Here is a 19782-nt window from a genome sequence, read left to right as displayed (position 1 = left end):
ACCACCAGCTCGGCCGCGCCTGGCAGGTCACGCGCGGCGGCCAGGCGATCGTCCAGATGGGCGTGCAGCTCGGGCAGCCGCGAGGCCTCGATGGTGAAGCCCGCCGCCATGGCATGGCCACCGCCGGCGACCAGCAGGCCGGACTGCCGCGCCGCGATGATCGCGGCCCCCAGGTCCAGCCCCGGCACGGAGCGGCCGGAGCCCTTGCCCATCCCCGCCTCGAAGCCAGCCACGCAGGCCGGTCGGTTGAAGCGCTCGCGCACGCGCCCGGCGACGATGCCCACCACGCCCGGATGCCAGCCCTCATCCTGCAGCAGGAGCACGGCATGCCCCTGCCCGATCTGCTCCTCCGCCTGGCGCATGGCGGAGGCGAGCACGCCGGCCTCCACCTCCTGGCGCTTGCGGTTCACGGCGTCGAGCCGCTCGGCCATCGCGCGGGCCTCGATGGGATCGTGCTCCAGCAGCAGCCGAAGCCCCAGATCCGGCGCGGCGATCCGCCCGCCCGCGTTGATCCGCGGGCCGAGCACGAAGCCCAGCGTATGTGCGGAGGGCTCGTCGCGCACGGCCGCGAGCTCCATCAGCGCCGCCAGCCCCGCCCGGCTCCGCCGCGCCATCACGCGCAGGCCCTGGATCACCAGCGCGCGATTCACGCCGACCAGCGGCACCACGTCGCAGACCGTCGCGAGCGCGACCATGTCGAGCAATTCCCGCAGGTCCGGCTCGGGCCGTCCGGCGAAGAACCCGCGCCGGCGCAGCTCGCGCTGCAGGGCGATGGCGGCCAGGAAGGCCACCCCCGCCGCGCAGAGCTGCCGCAGGCCGGAGGTGCAGTCGAGCCGGTTGGGATTCACCGCGGCCACCACGCGCGGCGGCGGCCCCTCGGCCTTGTGATGATCCAGCACGACGATGTCGGCGAGACCGCGCGCGACCTCAAGCGCGTCATGCGCCGCGATGCCGCAATCCACGCAGACGATGAGCGTGGCGCCCCTGGCGATCAACCCGGAAATCGCCGGCCCGTTCGGCCCATAGCCCTCGGCCAGGCGGTCCGGCACATAGGGGATGGCGGTGCAGCCCAGGGCCTGCAGCGCCTGGACCATGATCGCGCCCGAACAGGCGCCGTCCACGTCGTAATCGGCGAAGACCGCGACCGTCTCCGAGCGCTGCACGGCATCGGCGAGGCGCGCGGCCGCGCCGTCCATGTCCAGCAGCACCGAGGGATCGGGCAGCAGCCCGCGCAAGGTGGGCTCCAGGAACAGCCCGACGCTGTCCATGTCGACATGGCGCGCCGAGAGCAGCCGTCCCACCACCTCGGGCAGGCCGAGCTGCTGGGACAGGGCCGCGGCCATGCGCGGGTCGCTGGGCCGCCAGACCCAGCGACGTCCGGTCAGACTGCGCTCGACCCCGAGCGCGGTCTCCATCAGAGCGGCTTCACCGTGAAGTTGTGATGCCCCTCGACGTATCGGACCGTGCCCGACTTGCTGCGCATCACGATCGAATGGGTGATCGCCCCGCCCGGGATGAGCCGCACGCCGCGCAGCATCGGGCCGGTGGTGACGCCGGTGGCGGCGAACATCACGTCACCCGCGGCCAGCTCCTCCAGCTCGTACTTCTTCTTGGGGTCGTCGATGCCCATTTCCTTGGCGCGCACGACCTGCGCCTCGTCCTCGAAGATGAGGCGGGCCTGCATCTGGCCGCCCGTGCAGCGCAGCGCGGCCGCGGCCAGCACGCCCTCGGGCGCGCCGCCCAAGCCGAGATAGATGTCCACGCCCGTCTCGGGCTGGGCGCAGGCCACCACGCCGAAGACGTCGCCATCGGGGATCAGCATGAGGCGTGCCCCCGCGGCGCGGCAGGCCTTGATGATGTCCTTGTGGCGGTCGCGGTCGAGCGCGCAGACGGTCAGCTCGCCGATCGAGACACCCTTCGCCTTGGCCAGGGCCGCGAGGTTGTCCTCGACCGAACGGTCGAGATCGACGGTCCCGGCCGGATAGCCCGGCCCGATCGCGATCTTGTCCATGTAGCAGTCGGGCGCGTGCAGGAAGCCGCCGCGATTGGCGAGTGCCACCACGGCCATGGCGTTCGGGCCGCTCTTGGCGGTCAGCGTCGTGCCCTCGAGCGGATCGACGGCGATATCGGCCAGCAGCCCGCCACCGGTCTTGGCGTAGAGGCCGACCTTCTCGCCGATATAGAGCATCGGCGCCTCGTCCATCTCGCCCTCGCCGATGACGACGGTGCCGTGGATGGCCACTGAATCGAAGGCGTGGCGCATCGCCTCGACGGCGGCGCCATCGGCGGCGTTCTTGTCGCCCTTGCCCACCCAGGCGCTCGCGGCCAGTGCCGCGGCCTCGGTCACGCGCACCAGCTCCAGGGCCAGGTTGCGGTCCACATTGGCGCGGGGCCTGTTGTCGGTCTCGCTCATGGTACGGACACCCTTCTGATCATTTAGCGTCGAAGCTGGAATTCGGCCGAGACCCGGGCCGTCGTGGTGATGTCTTCGGCCGTCACGGTCGGCGCCGTGGGGCCCGACGCGGAGGACACGCCGCCGCTGGCCCGCATGGCCATCATCCGCCCCGCGCCGGGGGCAACCTCGACGGCCAGTTCGCGCATCTCGCCCACGGTCTGGCCCACCTCGCCGGCGATGGACGCCGCACGCGCCTGGATGGCGCGGATGGCCTCGCGGGTCGCGCCATCCCGCGCCGTGCGCGCGCTGGCATCGCTGAGGGTCCAGCCGATCTGGTCGAGCTGGAGGCCGTCGGCCTGAAGCCGCGCGACCAGCGCCAGCACCGCCTCTCCCCCGCGCAGCCGCAGGGATTGCTGCGACACGAACTGCCGGCGCGCCGTGTCGCTCGCGCTGCCATAGCCCGTGGTCTCGGCCCGCACACCCTGCACCGCCTGCGCGGCCGCCACGGCGGCGGCCATGCGGCGATTGAGCTGCTCCTGCGCCTGATCGGCCGCGGCGGCGCGGAGCTCAAGCCGCAGGGTCGCCTGCAGCTCGTCGGGACGGGTCTGCACACTGCCCTCCTCCGAGAGGCGCAGGCGCGTTCCCTCGGGGGCCTGGGCGACGGCGCCGAGCGGGGCCAGAAGCAACCCGGCGACGAGGGCCGCGCGGATCATAGGGTCTCGATCCGGATGACGGCGGGCTGCTCCACCACGCTCGGCAACTGGGCGATCTTCGTCAGCGCGGCCTGCATCTGGGCCTCCTCGCAATCATGGGTCACCATCACCAGCGGAACCGCCTCGCCAGGGGCGCGGCCGCGCTGAAGCATGGATTCGACGCTGATGGTCATATCACGCAGCACGCTGGAAACGTCGGCGATCACGCCTGGTTGATCGAGAACCATCAGGCGCAGGTAATAGGCGCCGCGATGCCGCTCCATCGGCACGGGGGCGGAGGGCGCCAGCGCGGCCGTCTCCACGCCCCAGACCGGGGCGTGACAGCCGCGGGCAATGTCGACCAGATCGGCGACGACGGCGCTGGCCGTCGGCCCCGCCCCGGCGCCACGGCCCTGCAGCATCACGCGCCCCACCGCATCGCCCTCGGCCAGGACGGCATTGAACACGCCGTCCACGCTGGCGATGGGGCTTGAGACCGGCACCATGCAGGGATGGACGCGGGCGGTCACGCCGCCCTCCTCCCGGCTCGCGATGCCCAGCAGCTTGATGCGGTAGCCGAGCTCTCCGGCCAGAGCGATGTCGAGCGCGGATATCTTGGTGATGCCCTCGATATGCAGCGCACCGAGATCGACCTGCTGGCCGAAGGCGAGCGCGGCCAGGATCGCGAGCTTGTGCGCCGCGTCCACGCCGTCGATGTCGAAGGCGGGATCGGCCTCGGCGTAGCCCAGCCGCTGGGCCTCCGCGAGAACCTCGGCGAAGGGCAGGCCCTTCACGCGCATCTCGGTGAGGATGTAGTTGCAGGTGCCGTTGAGGATGCCCGCGACGCGGCTGATGCGGTTGCCCGCCAGGCCCTCGCGCAGCGCCTTGATGGCGGGGATCCCGCCGGCCACCGCCGCCTCGTAGGCCAGCGCCACGCCCTTGGCCTCGGCCAGCTTGGCGAGCGCCGCGCCATGGGTGGCGAGCAGCGCCTTGTTGGCGGTGACCACGGGCTTGCCGGCGGCCAGCGCCGCCTCGACCAGCTGGCGGGCCGGCCCCTCGGAGCCGCCCATCAGCTCGACCACGATCTCGACCTGCGGATCGGCGGCGAGCGCCACCGCGTCGTCGTGCCAGTTCAGGCCGGACAGATCGAGGCCGCGATCGCGGCCGCGGTCACGCGCGGAGACGGCGACGACCTCGATGGGCCGGCCCGCGCGGGCGGCGATCAGCGCCGCATTGTCGCGCAGCAGGTTGACAACGCCGGCGCCCACCGTGCCTAGGCCGGCGACGCCGAGTTTCAAAGCGGATTTCATAGCGGATGCACTTCCTCAGTCGGCGCGACGTTGTCGCCTTGCAGGAAGGTCTTGATCCCCCGCAGCGCCTGGCGAATTCGATGGTTGTTCTCGACCATGGCGATGCGGACATGTCCATCGCCATGTTCACCAAAGCCGATGCCCGGCGCGACGGCGACCTTGGCCTTCTCCAGCAGAAGCTTGGAGAAACCGACCGAGCCGAGGTGGCGGAACTTCTCCGGGATCGGCGCCCAGAGGAACATGGAGGCGTCCGGTGCGGGCACGTCCCAGCCGGCCTGGTGCAGGCCCTTCACCAGGACCTCGCGGCGGTCGCGATAAAGCTCGCGCATCTCGGCCACGCAGTCCTGCGGGCCGCTGAGCGCGGCCGCGGCGGCCACCTGGATGGGCGTGAAGGCGCCGTAGTCGAGATAGGACTTCACCCGCGCGAGTGCCGCGATCAGCCGCGGATTGCCCGCCGCGAAGCCCATGCGCCAGCCGGGCATGTTGTAGGTCTTCGACAGGCTCGTGAACTCGACGGTGCAATCCATCGCGCCGGGAATCTCCAGCACGCTGGGCGGCGGGATATCGCCGAAATAGAGCTCCGCATAGGCGAGGTCGCTGAGGATGAAGAGGTCGTGCTGCAACGCGATCTTCACCAGCTCCTTGTAGAACTCCCGGCTCGCCGTCAGCGCCGTCGGGTTGGAGGGGAAGTTCACGATCAGCGCGGTCGGCTTGGGCACGGAATGCTTCACCGCGCGCACGATCGCCTCGAGCATCGCGTCGTCGGGCGTATAGGGGATGAAGCGGGCCGAGGCGCCAGCAATGATGAAGCCGAACTGATGGATCGGGTAGGACGGATTGGGCACCAGGATCGTGTCGCCCGGGCTGCTGATGGCCTGGGCGAGATTGGCCAGCCCCTCCTTCGAGCCGAGCGTCGCCACGATCTCGGTCTCGGGGTCGAGCTTCACGCCGAAGCGGTTGGCGTAATAGCCGGCGAGCGCGCGGCGCAGGCCGGGAATGCCCTTGGACATGGAATAGCGGTGCGTGCGCGGGTCCTGCACGGCCTCGATCATCTTGGCGACGATATGGGGCGGCGTGGGGCTGTCGGGATTGCCCATGCCCAGGTCCACGATGTCCTCCGCATTGGCGCGAGCCTTGGCCTTGGCCGCGTTCACCTCGGCGAAAACATAGGGCGGCAGGCGACGGATGCGGTGGAACTCTTCGGCCATGTTGGCCCTCCTGGGAAGGAACGAAAGCCGGGCGTTGTAGAACGGTTCGTCCTGCCCGCGCAAAGCGCCGCCGCGCAGATCAGCCATGGCGCGCCTCGCGGCTCGCCGGATCGGGTTCCTCAGCGCGGCGGCGGAGGCGCCAGCAGGTCGGAGGACGGCATCGCCGGCGCCTCGGAGGGCGCGAGCTGCTCCACCGAGGGACGTCCCGGCTGCGCGGGGGCGGGCGCCAGCAGGTCCGGCGTCGGCAAGGCCGGGATCGCGCCGGGCGCGACGCTCTCCGGGCCGAGCAGCTCCGGCGGGCGCGCCGAGGGCTCGCCGGCGGCCGGAACGGGCCGGGTGGCGCGCGCCGGCGCCCAGGGGATCGCGGGCGCCGCGGCCAGGACGGGCGGGCCCGGCGGACGCGCGGGGATTGGCGGATGGCCCGCCACTTCGGGCTCGGTCAACGGGAATTGCGGCCGGGCGGCCGGCACTGCGGCGGTCGAGGCCTCGCGCTCGGCCTCCAGCCGGCGCGTGAGCGCGTCGCGAGTCGCGGAATCCGGACGTTCGGGAATCGGGGGCACCGAGGCGAGATTGGGCAAGCGCCGGTCCATCCCCGGCGGCATTCCGCGCGAAGCCAGCCCCGCCCCGCTCATGTCGCGGTACAGCGCGCGCGGGTTGGTCTGCCCGTCGCAGGCCCCCAGCAGGAGCAGCAGAGCGAAGGCCAGCGGCCGTGCTTGATCCGCGGCAGAGCGGTCACTACCCTCCATCGCAGCGGTCCGGGCCATTTTACAGGTGTGAAGCGTCACGCGGCGTCCTCGAGGCGTCAGGTGATTGATAACCCCGCAGGGCCTGGGCACGAAAGAGAGCATGGTCGTCGAAGGGCGGAACTCAGCACAATGACCCAGTTACCGGGCGGCAAACCGCCGTCGGACTACCATCTGCCCGACCCGGCCGCAGTCTCGCGCACCATGGCCGAGGTTGCCGAGCGCGGCCAGCGCATCGTTCAGGACTTCCTCAAGCGCCAGGTGGACGCCAAGGGCAATCCCGACCCGATGAACATCGGCGCCGCCTTCCTGGAGATGACCACCAAGCTGATGGTCAATCCGGCCGGGCTGGTCCAGGTGCAGCTCGGCTTCTGGCAGGACTACCTCACCCTCTGGTCCAACACGGCCCGGCGCATGCTGGGCGAGCCGCATGTCGATGCGGTGATCCAGGAGGCCAAGGGCGACAAGCGCTTCAAGGACGAGGCCTGGCGCGAGAACGAGGTCTTCGACTTCATCCGCCAGTCCTATCTGCTCTCGGCGCGCTACTTCACCAATGCGGTGCATTCGGCCGACGGGCTCGACGCGAAGACCGCCCAGAAGGTCGATTTCTACACGCGGCAATTCGTCGATGCGATGAGCCCGGCCAATTTCGTGATGACCAACCCCGAGGTCCTGCGCCGCACCGCCGAAACCGGCGGCACCAACCTCCTCAAGGGCCTGTCGAACCTGCTCTCCGACCTGGAGCGGGGGAAAGGAAAGCTGCGCATCCGCATGACGGATGACAGCAAGTTCAAGGTCGGCGAGAACATCGGCGTCACTCCCGGCAAGGTGATCTTCCAGACGCCGCTGATGCAGCTGATCCAGTACAACCCGACCACGGCCAAGGTGCTCAAGCGCCCGCTCGTGATCTTCCCGCCCTGGATCAACAAGTTCTACATCCTCGACCTGAGGCCGAAGAACAGCTTCATCCGCTGGGCGGTGGACCAGGGCCACACGGTCTTCGTCGCCTCCTGGGTGAACCCCGACGAGCATCTCTCCGAAAAGGGCTTCGACGACTACATGCACGAGGGCGTCCTGGCCGCCCTCGACGCCATCGAGGCCGCGACCGGCGAGCGACAGGTGAACGCCATCGGCTATTGCCTGGGCGGGACGCTGCTGGCGACGACGCTGGCCTATATGGCCGCGAAGAAGGACACGCGGATCAAGTCCGCCACCTATTTCGTGACCATGACCGACTTCGAGGAGGCCGGCGAGCTCGGCGTCTTCATCGACGAGGAGCAGCTCAAGGCGCTTGAGGAGCGGATGGGCCAGCGCGGCTTCCTCGACGGACGCGAGATGGCGACGACCTTCAACATGCTCCGCGCGAACGACCTCATCTGGTCCTTCGTGGTGAACAACTATCTCCTCGGGCAGGACCCCTTCCCCTTCGACCTGCTCTACTGGAACGACGACAGCACCCGCATGCCGGCGAAGATGCACAGCTTCTACCTGCGGCGGATGTACCAGGAGAACGACCTGGTGAAGCCGGAAGCGATCGAGCTGCTGGGCACCAAGATCGACCTGCGGAAGATCAAGGTGCCGAGCTACCTCATCTCGACGCGCGAGGATCACATCGCGCCCTGGAAGAGCACCTATCGCGGGACCCAGACCTTCACGGGGCCGGTGCGCTTCGTGCTGGCGGCCTCGGGGCATATCGCCGGCGTCGTCAATCCGCCGGACTCGGGAAAGTACAGCCACTGGGTGAACGAGGAACTGCCGCCGACCCCCGACGAGTGGTTCGCCGGCGCCACCGAGCTCTCGGGCAGCTGGTGGCCGGACTGGCATCGCTGGGTCAGCGCCGTCGACAGGACCGAGGTTCCGGCCCGCCACCCCGGCGACGGCAAGCTCACGCCGATCGAGGATGCGCCGGGCAGCTATGTCCGCGTGATGGCGATGGACTGACGGGCGAAAGGCTCAGCGGGCGCCTTGGCCGCTGAGCCCCATGGTGGTGACGCCCGTATCGAAGAATTCGGAAGCGACCCGCCGGTCGGTGCGGCCCGCGGCGATGATACGGCCGACCTCCTCGCGAATGGCGGGCAGGGTCAGGTAGGTGTCCGGGAAGGGGCCGGGCTCGCGCAGGCGGTCCAGCACGGGACGGTCGGTGTCGCGGAAATCCGGACCGGTGAGCGCGGCGCGGGCCGCGGCCGTATCGCCCCGCGTAATCGCGCGCGAGGCGGTCAGCAGCGCCGCGACCACGCTGTCGGTCGGGGCATCGGGCGCGATGGCCAGGGCCTGCCGCCCTTCCCTCACCCCGCGCTGGAGGCCGAAGAGATAGGAGGCCGGCAGCTCCGCGAGGCGCCCGCCGGGACGGGCTTCCCCGCCCAGCCATTCCAGCCGGGCCACCGCCAAGGCCGTCGCGGCCGGATGGCCCTCAAGCGCCGCGCCACCCCGGTCGAAATCGGCCGCCGCGCGATCGACGATGACCGGCAGCGGTTCGACCATCAGCCCTCCCGCGAGGTCGATCGGAGGTTCCGGCGGCGGGCGGCGCGTCATTTCCGCGCAGGCGCCCAGAGCCAGAAGCGCGCCGAGCCAAAGTCGAACCCTCACAGGCGGCGATTGCCGAAGGAGGGCGTATTGCCCTCGAACTGGATCCGCGACGCGGAATTGGCGGCCTCCGCCGTGCGCGGCAAGGGCGGCAGGGCGGCAAGCCGCGCCAGGCTGGCGCTGCCTCCGGGCGGAATCAGCCCCGGCGGCATGGCGGCCGCTGCGGCGGCCGTATCGCGCGCGCGCAGCGCCCGCCAGACGGCATAGAGCGCATCGATCAGCGGCTGGGCCGGCTGCGTCGGCGCGATGCCCAGGGCCTGCCGCCATTCGGTGCGGGCCTGGCTCAGGCGGACGGGCAGCAGCGGGTCGCGCTGCTGGAAGCGGGGATCGGAGGGCAGCGAGGCCGCCAAGTATTCCATATCCGCGATGGCCCGCGCCGCATCTGCCGCATTCCCGCTCAGCAGAGCGGGGTTGGCGAAGACATGGGCCGCGCGGGAGACGGCGGCGCGGGTGGGGTCACCCGCGCCTTCCACCGAATCCCGCGGCAAGCGTGCGGGGTCGGGTGTGGCGAACCCCTCAGCCGCACAGCCCGAGACGAGGAGTGCCGCGAAGAGGGGCCGCCTTTTCATCTCAGAACGCCCGGGTCGGAACGGAGGTGCGAAGCGCCTGCTGGGCCGTCGCGGAGGCCGCCGCGGTGTTCGGCAGGTTCGGCAGCGAAGCGAGCTGTGTCAGCGTCGCGGTGCCGCCGCGGCGGAAGACCGTCGGCGAAAGGGCCGCGGCCGCGACGTCGCGCTGGCCCTGCTCGAGCGCCCGGCTCGCCGCGAACAGCGAGTCGATCACCGACTGGGGCGCGGCATCGGGCGCGATGTCCAGCGCGCCGCGCCACTCCCGGCGCGCCGTCGCGAGCTGCGGGGAGAGCAGCGGCGAGGCATTCGAGAAGTTGTCGGCCTGCGGGAGGGCCACCGCCAGGAACTCCATCTGGGCGATCGCGCGGGCCGCCGTACCGGGCTGGCCGGCCGCCGGCGTGCGGTCGCCGAAGACGGCGCTGGTCATCAGGATCGCCGAGCGGATCGGATCGCCGGCGCCGATAACGGCGTCACGCGGCAGCGCCGCCGTCGGGCCCGAGGGGGCCGTGAGAAGCGGACCGGAGCAGGCGGCAAGCACGGGAAGAGCCAGCAGAAGGTAGCGGTTCATCAAGTCATCCTCGTATTCGGCCTAGTTCACATGAACTGACCGCAATTTCAAATACTTATCGAATTATCCACCAAGCCTTCGGAAGAGGGAAGGCTTCAGGGATGCGCGCCGCCGCCACCACCGCTCCCGCCCGGGCCGCCACCGCTGTAACGTTCTGTATCGATGCGGTGAAGTTCGCGCTCCATCATCGAGGTGGCGTTACGCGTCGCGGGCAACGGGACCGTCGAGGACAGGCTGGCCATCGTGAGCGAGGGCTGGACGAAGACCTCCGGCGGAAGGGGCGGCGCATTGCCCCGCTCCAGGGACCGCCAGGCGCTCATCAGCCCATCGACCACCGCCTGAGGCGATGCGCCGGGCGCGATGCCCAATGCGGCGTGGAGCTCGACGCGCGCGGCGTCCAGCGCCCCGCCCGTCGAAGGGGTGTATTCCGCCCAGCGCCAGTCCCAGCGGTAGTCGTTGGTGAGATACTCGACGAGTGCGGCGGCACGCGCCCGCTCCGACGGCGAGCTCTCGCGGTTGAAGGTATAGGCGGTGCTGAGGATGGCGGATCGCATCGGATCCGCCGCCACTGGAATCGCATCCGGCGGCAGGCGCACCACGGGGGGCAGCGGACCCATGGCGCAACCCGCGAACGGCACCAGCAAGGCAACGGCTTGGATGGCATTCCTCATGACAAGGACGTTAGCCACCGCCTGCCGCGACCTCAAGTTACGAAGTGGATCGGAGCGAGGCGGCATGCCGCCCGGCCAGGTCCACGTAGCTCGGCGCCGTCTTGTCGAAGCCCGCGCGCTGCTCGGGCGTGAGCGCCCGCACGAACTTGGCGGGATTGCCCATCCACAGCTCCATGGCGGGCACGCGCTTGCCCGGCGGCAGCACCGAGCCCGCCGCCAGGACGCCGCCGGCCTCGATCACCGCGCCGTCCAGCACGGTGGCGCCCATGCCGACGAAGGCGCGATCCTCCAGGGTGCAGGCGTGGATGATGGCGGCATGGCCGACCGTCACGTCATCGCCGATGATCGTGGGGAAGCTGCCCGCGTTCACGTGGATGATGGTGCCGTCCTGGATGTTCGTGCGCGCGCCGATGCGGATGTAGTTGGAATCCCCGCGCAGCACGCAATGGTACCAGATGTTGGACTGCTCGCCGATCTCGACGCTGCCGATGACGGCCGCCGTCGGCGCCACCCAGGCGCGTTCATGAACGGTGGGGAGCTTCCCCTCGAAGGGGAAAAACGGCGCGCTCATTCGGCAGCAATCTCCAGCGGCAGCGCCGCGTTCACGTCCACGTTCAGCATCAGGCCGAGGTTCTGCACGGCCGCGCCGGAGGCACCCTTGCCCAGATTGTCCAGCTTGGCGACCAGCACCGCCTGGCGATGCTTCGCATTCCCGAAGACGCGCAGCTCCAGCATGTTGGAGCCGTTGAGCGTCAGCGGCTCCATCCGCTGTCCGGCATCCGCCGGCATGACCTTCACCCAGCCCGAATCCGCGTAGCGATCGGCCAGCGCTGCCTCGAGGTCGGAAACCTTCGGCTTGCCGGGAAGCAGGTCGAGATGCAGCGGGATGCTGACCAGCATGCCCTGGGCGAAATTGCCCACGCTGGGCACGAAGATCGGCCGCACCGTCAGGCCGCTGTAGTGCTGCAGCTCCGGCACGTGCTTGTGCTCGAGATTGAGGCCGTAGAGGAAGAAGGGCGCGGCCGAATGCGTCTCCTCGAACTCCGCGATCATCGACTTGCCGCCGCCCGTATAGCCGGAGACGGCGTTCATGGTGATCGGGAAATCGGCCGGCAGCAGGCCGGCATCCACCAGCGGGCGCAGCAGCGCGATGCCGCCGGTCGGGTAGCAGCCGGGATTGGCGACGCGCTTGGCCGCCGCGATCCGCTCGGCGTGACCCTCGGTCAGCTCGGGGAAGCCGAAGACCCAGTCCGGATCGACGCGATGCGCGGTGCTGGCGTCGAGCAGCTTGGGAGCGGCATCGCCCATCTCGGCGGCGATGGCGGCCATTTCCTTGGCGCCCGTATCGGGCAGGCAGAGGACGACCGCGTCGACCTGCTCCATGAGCTTGCGCTTGGCCGCGGGATTCTTGCGGTCGGACTCCGCGATGGAGCGGATGTCGATCTTCGGATGGTTCGCGAGGCGCGCGCGGATCTGCAGGCCCGTCGTGCCGCTCTCGCCGTCGATGAAGATGCTCGGGTTCCTGGCCATTGGGGCCCTCCTGTTGGAACGAGTCTGAACCAGTCGTCCCCAAAATCAAATATGGGGGAAAAACAAAAAGGGCGGGCCCTTGCGGACCCGCCCCTTTCGGATTGCCGGCATGCAGACCGGGCGTGAGCCCGGTCCGCAGGGCTCAGCGCTTGGAGAACTGGAAGGAACGTCGCGCCTTCGCCTTGCCGTACTTCTTACGCTCGACCGCACGCGGATCGCGCGTCAGGAAGCCGGCCTTCTTGAGGATGCTGCGCAGCTCAGGCTCGTAGTTCACGAGCGCACGGCTGATGCCGTGACGCACCGCGCCGGCCTGGCCCGAAAGCCCGCCGCCGGCGACCGTCGCGACGACGTCGAAGGTCTGGTAGCGGTCGGCCACCAGGAAGGGCTGGGCGATCAGCATGCGCAGGACGGGGCGCGCGAAGTACTGCGTGGCCGGCTTGCCGTTGATCGTGTAGTTGCCCTTGCCCGGCATCACCCACACGCGGGCGACGGATTCCTTACGGCCACCGGTCGCGTAGGAACGGCCCTGGGCGTCACGCTTCGGCGCGACGGGGGCGGCGGAAGGCTCCGTGCCGGCCGCGATCGGCGTGCCCTGCACCAGGCTCTTGAGGTCGGCGAGGGAATTCGCCGTGGTCTGCTCGCTCATGAAATTCAGGCCGCCTTGGACTGGGCGCCGCCGGAGGCGACATTCTTGCGGTTCATCGAGGCAACGTCGAGCGCCACGGGGGCCTGGCCGCCATGGGGATGCTCGGCGCCGGCATAGACATGCAGGTTCTTCATCTGCAGCCGGCCGAGGGGGCCACGCGTGATCATGCGCTCAACCGCCTTGGTGAACACCCGCTCCGGGTAGCGTCCGTCGAGCAGTTCCTGCGCCGAACGGCCCTTGATGCCGCCCGCGAAGCCCGTGTGCCAATAGAAGATCGCCTGATCTCCCTTGTTGCCGGTCAGCTTCACCTTGTCGGCATTGAGGATCACGACGTGATCGCCGCAATCGACATGCGGGGTGAAGGACGGCTTGTGCTTCCCGCGGAGGCGGTTGGCGACGATGGTGGCGACGCGGCCGAGCACGAGGCCCTCCACATCGATAACCCACCAATTCTTCTGGACCTCCGCCGGCTTCACCGAGCGGGTCTGTGTGCTGAGCATCTGAACCTTCGACATCAACTTGAATTACGGAGCGGTATGTGCCGGCCCGACCGGAAAAGGTCAAGCGCAAATAGGGGTTTTTCGACGTGGTATTGGGATACCTCGATCAATCCCCCCCCATAACTGGCGCGATTGCGCGAAATGAGGCAGCCTGCGACCTTCGATCTGACACGAGTGAGGACTTCCATGGACGAGAAAAAGGGCAGCGAGCCCAAGGGCCTGGCCCGCAACGCGGCGAATTACGGCGACAAGGAATTCGCCCTCTACCTCCGCCGCTCCTTCGCCAAGTCCATGGGATATTCGGCCGAGGCGCTCAGCCGCCCCGTGGTCGGCATCGTCGACACCGGCAGCGACCTCAACAACTGCCACCGCTCCGTGCCCGAGCTCATCGAGGCGGTGAAGCGCGGCGTGCTGATGGCAGGTGGCCTGCCCATGGCCTTCCCCACGATCAGCCTCTGCGAGCCCTATCTCACCCCCTGCTCCATGCACTACCGCAACCTCATGGCCCTCGACACCGAGGCGATGATCGCGGCCCAGCCCATGGATTCGGTCGTCCTCGTCGGCGGCTGCGACAAGACCGTGCCCGCCCAGCTCATGGCCGCCGCCTCCGCCGGCACGCCCGCCGTGCAGCTCGTGGTCGGCCCAATGAGCGCCAACCGCTACCAGGGCGAGCGCCTGGCCGCCTGCACCGACTGCCGCCGCTACTGGGCGCGCTACCGCGCCGGCGACGTCTCCGACGAGCGCATCCAGGAGATCGAGGGCTCGCTGGCCGTCACCGCCGGCACCTGCGGCGTGATGGGCACGGCCAGCACCATGGCCTGCCTGACCAGCACGCTCGGCTTCATGCCGCTGGACGCCGCCAGCATCCCGGCCGTGCATTCCGACCGCCTGCGCGCCGCCGAGGAGGCTGGCGCCCAGGCCGTGCGCCTCATCCACAAGCCCGTCCGGCCGGATGAGATCATCACCGAGAAGAGCGTGGAGAACGCGCTGCGCGTGCTTCTCACCCTCGGCGGCTCGACCAATGCGCTGGTGCACCTCGCGGCCATCGCCGGGCGCGTGGGCATCAAGATCGACTATCGCCGCCTCAACGAGCTCTCCGACACGACGCCCGTGCTGGTCGACCTCAAGCCGACCGGCGAGGGCTACATGGAGGACTTCCATGCGGCCGGCGGCATGGTCGCCCTGCTGCACGAGATCCGCGACCTGCTGCATCTCGACACCAAGGACCTGGACGGCGTCACCCTGGGCGATCGCCTCGGTGACGGGCCGAAGTTCGTCGACCGCACCTATATCAAGGCGCGCAACGCCCCGGTCTCGCCGGTGGGCGGCATCGTCTCCCTCTTCGGCTCGCTGGCGCCGGACGGTGCGATCCTCAAGCGCAGCGCGGCGACCGAATCGCTCTTCGAGACCGAGGCGCGCTGCATGGTCTTCGACGGCGTGGAGGACCTGGCCGCGCGCATCGACAGCGACGACCTCGACGTCAACAAGGACGACATCATGATCCTGAAGGGCGCGGGGCCGCTCAGCACCGCGGGCTTCCCCGAGGCGGGCTACCTGCCCATCCCGCGCAAGCTGGCCCGCGCCGGCGTGAAGGACATGGTGCGGATGAGCGACTGCCGCATGTCCGGCACGGCCTTCGGCACGGTGGTGCTGCACATCTCGCCCGAGGCCGAGGCCGGCGGCCCGCTGGCCCTGGTGAAGACGGGCGACCGCATCCGCCTCTCGGTGAAGAACCGCAGCCTCGACCTGCTGGTGGACGAGGCCGAGCTGGCCGCCCGCCGCGCCGCCTGGACGGCCAAGGAAGCGCCCAAGCGCGGCTGGGATGCGCTGGTGCAGCGCGAGGTGCTCCAGGCGCCGCAGGGCGCGGATCTGCGCTTCCTGCTGCCCGAAGGCCGGTGACGGCTTGGAGCCAGATCGGCACCGCGCGAACTGGCTCCTCGACGAACCGGTTCGCTTCTACCGGCGCGGCGAGCGGGTGGCCGATAGGCCACTCCGCGCCGCTGGCTTCTATGTCGACCCCTATGGCAACGGCGGCTGCCGCCATCCCATCGGCCCATTCCCCACGCATCGCGCTGCGCAGGAATGGGCCGGGTGCATGGGCCGAGCCGTGTTGATCGGCAACGCCGCCGCCCGTTCCGAACTCGATGCCGAGGCAAAGCAGCTGGCCCAGACCAATATGATCGCAGTGATCGGCGCCTCCGGGCGCTCGGGCGCGGCGCTGTGCCGCGCGCTGCGCGAGCCCTTCCGCGCGGTCGTGCGCAGCGCGGCCAAATGGGAGGCCCTGGGCATCGACGCCCCGCATGCCGTCGCCGATCTCCAGGACCCTGACGCGCTGCGGGCGGCGCTGGCCGGCGCATCCGTCGTCATCTCCTGCGCCCATGCGCGCAATATTCCCGCGATCCTGGCGGCCGCGCCCGAGGAGGCGACCTTCGTCTTCATGGGCAGCACGCGGCGCTATTCGCGCTGGCCGGATTCCCATGGCGATGGCGTGCGCGCAGGCGAGGCCGCCTTCCTGGCCAGCGGCCGCGCCGGCTTCCTGCTGCACCCCACGATGATCTACGGCGCCCAGGGCGAGGACAATGTCCAGCGCCTGGCCGCCCTCATGCGCCGCCTGCCGGTGCTGCCGCTGCCCGGCGGCGGACGCAACCTCGTGCAGCCCATCCATCAGGACGATGTCACGGACAGCCTCATCGCGGCGGCCGTCGAGGAGACGACGCAGGCCCAGGTGATCGTCATCGCCGGGCCGCAGCCCGTCGCCTATCGCGATTTCTGCGCGGCCATCGCGCGTGCCGCCGGGTTCCGGCCACGCCCGGTCCTGCCGCTGCCGGCGTCGCTGCTCGTGCTGGCCAGCCCCCTCGCCCGGCTCGTCCCCTCCCTGCCGCGCATCGGGGCGGAGGAAATCCGCCGTCTCACCGAGGACAAGGATTTCGACACCACGGCCATGCGCGAAATTCTGGGGATCGAGCCCCTCCCCCTTGCCGAAGGGCTGCTGCGGACGTTTTCTTGAGTCTGGAGGAACCGTCCCAATGCCCATCATCAATCGCGTCGCCGAATTCCATTCCGAGATGACGGAGTGGCGCCAGGACTTCCACCGCCATCCCGAGCTCGGCTTCGAGGAGTTCCGCACCGCGGGCATCGTCGCCGACAAGCTGCGCGAATTCGGCTGCGACGAGGTCGTGACCGGCCTCGCCAAGACCGGCGTCGTGGGCGTGATCCATGGCCGCAACGGCAAGTCGGGCAAGGCCATCGGCCTGCGCGCGGATATGGACGCCCTGCCCATCCTGGAGGCCACCGGCCTGCCGCATGCCTCCACCATCCCCGGCAAGATGCACGCCTGCGGCCATGACGGGCACACGACGATGCTGCTGGGCGCGGCCAAGTACCTCGCCGAGACGCGCAATTTCGACGGCACGGTCTATGTCATCTTCCAGCCCGCCGAGGAGAACCTCGCCGGTGGCGGCGTGATGGTGGCCGAGGGCCTCTTCGATCGCTTCCCCGTGGACCGCGTCTTCGGGCTGCATAACTGGCCCGGCGCGCCGGCCGGCACCTTCGTCTGGCGCGAGGGTCCCGTCATGGCCGCCGTCGCCAATCTCGAGGTGACGATCACCGGCAAGGGCGCGCATGGCGCGCTGCCCTTCCAAGGGAACGACCCCATCGTGATCGCGGCGGCCATCGTGCAGGCGCTGCAGACGGTGGTGGCGCGCAACCTCGACGCCTCGGATGCGGGCGTCATCACCATCGGCCATATCAATGGCGGCCACACCTACAACGTCATCCCGGAGACGGTGACCATGCTAGGCACCGCGCGCTGGTTCCTGCCCGAGGTGGGCGACCTGCTGGAAAGCAAGTTCAAGGCGCTCGTCACCGGCATCGCGGCGAGCTTCGGCGCCTCGGCCACCGCCGAATTCAAGCGCGCCTATCCCGCCACGGTCAACGAGGCGGAAAGCACGCAGCTCGCGCGCCAGGCCGCCGAGGCGGTGGGCGGCGAGCAGCGCGTGATGCACATGGCCAAGCCCACCATGGGGGCGGAGGATTTCTCCTTCATGCTCAACGAGCGGCCCGGCGCCTATCTGATGCTGGGCGGCGGCAGGACGGGCACGGACCCCGGCGTCCACCATCCGCTCTACGACTTCAACGACGAGATCCTCCCCGTGGGCGCGAGCTATTGGGCGACGCTGGCCGAGCAGCTCCTGCCCCGTGGCTGAAACTCCCACCAAACTCGGTCTCTTCCTGGGCTTCGCGAAGATCGGCGCGCTCGGCTTCGGCGGCGTGGGCCCCTGGGCGCGCCACATCATCGTCGAGGAGCGCCAATGGCTCTCCGAGCGCGAATATGCCGAGGTGCTGAGCCTGGGGCAGATCCTGCCCGGGCCCAATGTCGGCAATGCCTCGGTGATGATCGGGCGCGGCTTCTACGGCCTCACCGGCGCGCTGCTGGCGACGGCGGGGCTCTATATCGGCCCGCTCTGCCTGCTGGTGATCATGTCGCTGCTCTATGACGCCTATGGCGACCTGCCGAATGTCGCGCCCTTCATGAAGGGCGTGGCGGCGGCGGCGGCGGGCATGGTGATCGGCATGGCACTCAAGATGGGCTTCAACCTCAAGGCCTCGGCCCAGCTCGTCGCGGTGGGTCTGCTCGCCATGCTGGGCGCGGCCTGGCTGCGCCTGCCGATGCTGCTGATCGTGGTCCTGCTCGCCCCCCTCGGCATCTGGGTCTCGCTGCGCCAGGCGCGTGCAGCGGGGGCGCGGGCGGCGGGAGCGCAGACGTGATCCTCCTCGGGCAGATTCTCCTCGCCTTCGGCACCCTCTCCCTCGTCGCGATCGGCGGCGCCAATGCGGTCCTGCCGGAGATGCATCGCCTCGTGGTGGAGGTGCATGGCTGGATGGACGACGCAACCTTCACCCAGCTCTTCGCCATGGCCCAGGCCGCGCCGGGGCCCAACATCCTCGCGGCCTCGGTGATGGGTTGGCATGTCGCGGGCGCGGCCGGCATGGCGGCGGCGACGCTGGGCATGCTCGTCCCCTCGGCCTGCCTTGCCTGGATCATGGCCGGGCTGACCATCCGCTTGCGCGGCAACACCTGGATGAAGCCAGCGCAGTTCGGGCTGGTGCCCATCGCCGTCGGGCTGATCGCGGCCTCGGGCCTCATCATGGCGCAGGCGGCGGGAACCAACTGGCTGAGCTTCGGCATCATCGCCGCCTCGACGGTCTTCGTCTGGCGCACGAAGTATTCGCCGCTCTGGGTGCTGCTGGCGGGCGGCCTGCTCGGACTCGCCTTGCTTTGAGCGGCGGGCGGACCACTCTTCCGCCGCCCAGCCGCACGGCGCTCTTCCTGGCCTATCTGCAGATCGGCCTCACCGCCTTCGGGGGGGTGAATGCCTGGGCGCGGCGCTTCTTCGTCGAGAAGAAGAACTGGCTGACCGAGCAGGAATACGCCGAGGTCCTGGGCATCGGCCAGGTGCTGCCGGGGCCCAATGCGCTCAACACCGCGATCGGCATCGGCACGCGCTTCCATGGCGCGAGCGGCGCGCTGGTCTGCGCGCTCGGCCTCTTCGCGGGGCCGATGACGCTGCTGGCCGGCGTCGCCTCGCTCTATGACGCCTACGGCCAGCTGCCGCTGGTGCGCGCCATCCTGACGGGCATCGCCGCGGCCGCCGCCGGCATGGTGATGGGCACGGCCATGAAGATGGCGACCAAGCTGCGCCCCTCGCTGCCGCTGTGGGCCATCGGGCTCACGGCGCTCACGCTGGCCGTCCTGCATGTCCGCATGCCCTATGTGCTGCTGATGCTGGCCCCCCTCGGCCTGCTGGCCGCCTGGCGGGAGCTCGACCGGTGAGCGAGGACGACGATCTCTGGGCGCTCATCATCGGCTTCCTCGGCATCTCGCTGCTGAGCGTGGGCGGCGGCATCGCCGTGCTGCCCGAGATGCACCGCATGGTGGTGGAAGCGCATGGCTGGATGGACGACCTCGCTTTCGCGAAACGCTACGCCCTCGCCCAGGCCGCGCCGGGGCCGAACATCATGGTGGTGGGGCTGATCGGCTGGCACGTAGCCGGGCCGCTGGGCATGATCAGTGCCATGCTGGCCATGTGCGGGCCGACCTCGCTGCTCGCCTATGGTTTCGCGCGGCTGCGCAAGCGGGTGGCCGGCGCGCGCTGGATGCGGGTCTTCGAGCGGGGGATGGTGCCCATCGCGATCGGGCTGATCGCGGCCTCCGGATTTCTGCTGGCCTCGGGCGCGGCGGAGGGCTGGCTGCCGATCGCGATCAGCGTGGCCAGCACGGTCTTCGTGTGGCGGACCCGACGCAGTCCGCTCTGGGTGCTGGTGGTCGGCGCCACGCTGGGCGGGTTGTTCCTGCGCTGAGGGCGCAGGA

General features: G+C 69.9%; 22 protein-coding genes. 8 read left to right on the top strand and 14 right to left on the bottom strand.

The window, feature by feature from the left end; genetic code table 11:
* The 6 genes from recJ to ACO057_RS22345 form a co-directional block, all read right to left on the bottom strand.
* Positions 1-1415, bottom strand: a 1415-nt coding sequence (gene recJ, locus ACO057_RS22370) for a single-stranded-DNA-specific exonuclease RecJ (protein WP_421995672.1), incomplete at its 3' end; no start/stop codon positions are given.
* Entirely contained in the window at positions 1415-2413 is a 999-nt protein-coding gene (glpX, locus tag ACO057_RS22365) for a class II fructose-bisphosphatase (RefSeq protein ID WP_421995670.1), read from the bottom strand. The genes glpX and recJ, both read right to left, overlap by 1 nt.
* A gap of 23 nt (positions 2414-2436) precedes the next feature.
* Positions 2437-3108 (bottom strand): SIMPL domain-containing protein, encoded by a 672-nt coding sequence (locus ACO057_RS22360; RefSeq protein ID WP_421995668.1) that lies wholly within the window; start codon positions 3106-3108, stop codon positions 2437-2439.
* Positions 3105-4397: a homoserine dehydrogenase gene (locus tag ACO057_RS22355; RefSeq protein WP_421995666.1), complete on the bottom strand. Its 1293-nt coding sequence runs from the start codon at positions 4395-4397 to the stop codon at positions 3105-3107. Before ACO057_RS22355 ends, ACO057_RS22360 begins: the two co-directional genes overlap by 4 nt.
* Entirely contained in the window at positions 4394-5605 is a 1212-nt protein-coding gene (locus ACO057_RS22350) for an LL-diaminopimelate aminotransferase (RefSeq protein WP_421995664.1), read from the bottom strand. The genes ACO057_RS22355 and ACO057_RS22350 overlap by 4 nt, the downstream gene beginning before the upstream one ends.
* Positions 5606-5724: 119 nt before the next feature.
* Positions 5725-6369, bottom strand: coding sequence for a hypothetical protein (locus ACO057_RS22345; RefSeq protein ID WP_421995662.1), 645 nt, complete (start codon positions 6367-6369; stop codon positions 5725-5727).
* A gap of 111 nt (positions 6370-6480) precedes the next feature.
* Here ACO057_RS22345 and ACO057_RS22340 point away from each other — a divergent pair, with 111 nt between their 5' ends.
* The gene (locus ACO057_RS22340) at positions 6481-8289 is read left to right on the top strand and encodes a PHA/PHB synthase family protein (RefSeq protein ID WP_421995660.1); all 1809 of its coding nucleotides are present in this window, start codon (positions 6481-6483) and stop codon (positions 8287-8289) included.
* Between the two features lie 12 nt (positions 8290-8301).
* Here the strand turns inward: ACO057_RS22340 and ACO057_RS22335 are convergent, their stop codons facing one another.
* The 8 genes from ACO057_RS22335 to rplM form a co-directional block, all read right to left on the bottom strand.
* Positions 8302-8934 (bottom strand): hypothetical protein, encoded by a 633-nt coding sequence (locus ACO057_RS22335; RefSeq protein WP_421995658.1) that lies wholly within the window; start codon positions 8932-8934, stop codon positions 8302-8304.
* On the bottom strand, positions 8931-9500 hold the full coding sequence (locus tag ACO057_RS22330) for a hypothetical protein (RefSeq protein ID WP_421995656.1): 570 nt from the start codon (positions 9498-9500) through the stop codon (positions 8931-8933). The genes ACO057_RS22335 and ACO057_RS22330 overlap by 4 nt, the downstream gene beginning before the upstream one ends.
* Before the next feature lies 1 nt (position 9501).
* Complete coding sequence (locus ACO057_RS22325; protein WP_421995655.1) at positions 9502-10065, bottom strand: hypothetical protein; 564 nt, start codon at positions 10063-10065, stop codon at positions 9502-9504.
* 95 nt (positions 10066-10160) lie between these two features.
* Complete coding sequence (locus tag ACO057_RS22320; RefSeq protein WP_421995653.1) at positions 10161-10682, bottom strand: hypothetical protein; 522 nt, start codon at positions 10680-10682, stop codon at positions 10161-10163.
* Positions 10683-10773: 91 nt separating this feature from the next.
* Positions 10774-11307 carry a gamma carbonic anhydrase family protein gene (locus ACO057_RS22315; RefSeq protein WP_421995651.1) on the bottom strand — a complete coding sequence of 178 codons (534 nt, stop codon included), beginning with the start codon at positions 11305-11307 and terminating at the stop codon, positions 10774-10776.
* The gene (gene argC, locus ACO057_RS22310; RefSeq protein WP_421995649.1) at positions 11304-12266 is read right to left on the bottom strand and encodes an N-acetyl-gamma-glutamyl-phosphate reductase; all 963 of its coding nucleotides are present in this window, start codon (positions 12264-12266) and stop codon (positions 11304-11306) included. The genes ACO057_RS22315 and argC overlap by 4 nt, the downstream gene beginning before the upstream one ends.
* Before the next feature lie 142 nt (positions 12267-12408).
* Entirely contained in the window at positions 12409-12912 is a 504-nt protein-coding gene (gene rpsI / locus ACO057_RS22305) for a 30S ribosomal protein S9 (protein WP_421995647.1), read from the bottom strand.
* Between the two features lie 5 nt (positions 12913-12917).
* Entirely contained in the window at positions 12918-13412 is a 495-nt protein-coding gene (gene rplM, locus ACO057_RS22300; RefSeq protein ID WP_421995678.1) for a 50S ribosomal protein L13, read from the bottom strand.
* Between the two features lie 186 nt (positions 13413-13598).
* Between rplM and ACO057_RS22295 the strand changes: the two genes are divergently transcribed.
* The 7 genes from ACO057_RS22295 to ACO057_RS22265 all read left to right on the top strand — a co-directional run bounded on the left by ACO057_RS22295 (position 13599) and on the right by ACO057_RS22265 (position 19772).
* A complete protein-coding gene (locus ACO057_RS22295; protein ID WP_421995645.1) occupies positions 13599-15311 on the top strand; it encodes a dihydroxy-acid dehydratase in 1713 nt (570 codons plus the stop codon).
* A 277-nt stretch (positions 15312-15588) separates the two neighbouring features.
* Positions 15589-16419 (top strand): SDR family oxidoreductase, encoded by an 831-nt coding sequence (locus tag ACO057_RS22290; RefSeq protein ID WP_421995676.1) that lies wholly within the window; start codon positions 15589-15591, stop codon positions 16417-16419.
* Between the two features lie 19 nt (positions 16420-16438).
* Positions 16439-17617: a M20 aminoacylase family protein gene (locus ACO057_RS22285; protein WP_421995643.1), complete on the top strand. Its 1179-nt coding sequence runs from the start codon at positions 16439-16441 to the stop codon at positions 17615-17617.
* A complete protein-coding gene (locus tag ACO057_RS22280; RefSeq protein ID WP_421995641.1) occupies positions 17610-18179 on the top strand; it encodes a chromate transporter in 570 nt (189 codons plus the stop codon). Before ACO057_RS22285 ends, ACO057_RS22280 begins: the two co-directional genes overlap by 8 nt.
* Entirely contained in the window at positions 18176-18694 is a 519-nt protein-coding gene (locus ACO057_RS22275; RefSeq protein WP_421995639.1) for a chromate transporter, read from the top strand. Before ACO057_RS22280 ends, ACO057_RS22275 begins: the two co-directional genes overlap by 4 nt.
* Positions 18691-19245, top strand: a complete 555-nt coding sequence (locus ACO057_RS22270; RefSeq protein ID WP_421995637.1) for a chromate transporter — start codon at positions 18691-18693, stop codon at positions 19243-19245. Before ACO057_RS22275 ends, ACO057_RS22270 begins: the two co-directional genes overlap by 4 nt.
* Positions 19242-19772 (top strand): chromate transporter, encoded by a 531-nt coding sequence (locus ACO057_RS22265; protein WP_421995635.1) that lies wholly within the window; start codon positions 19242-19244, stop codon positions 19770-19772. Before ACO057_RS22270 ends, ACO057_RS22265 begins: the two co-directional genes overlap by 4 nt.
* The last annotated feature ends 10 nt before the right edge of the window (positions 19773-19782 follow it).

Source organism: Roseococcus sp., assembly GCF_965227005.1.
GTDB lineage: Bacteria > Pseudomonadota > Alphaproteobacteria > Acetobacterales > Acetobacteraceae > Roseococcus.
This window is presented reverse-complemented; position numbering and strand designations above follow the sequence as displayed.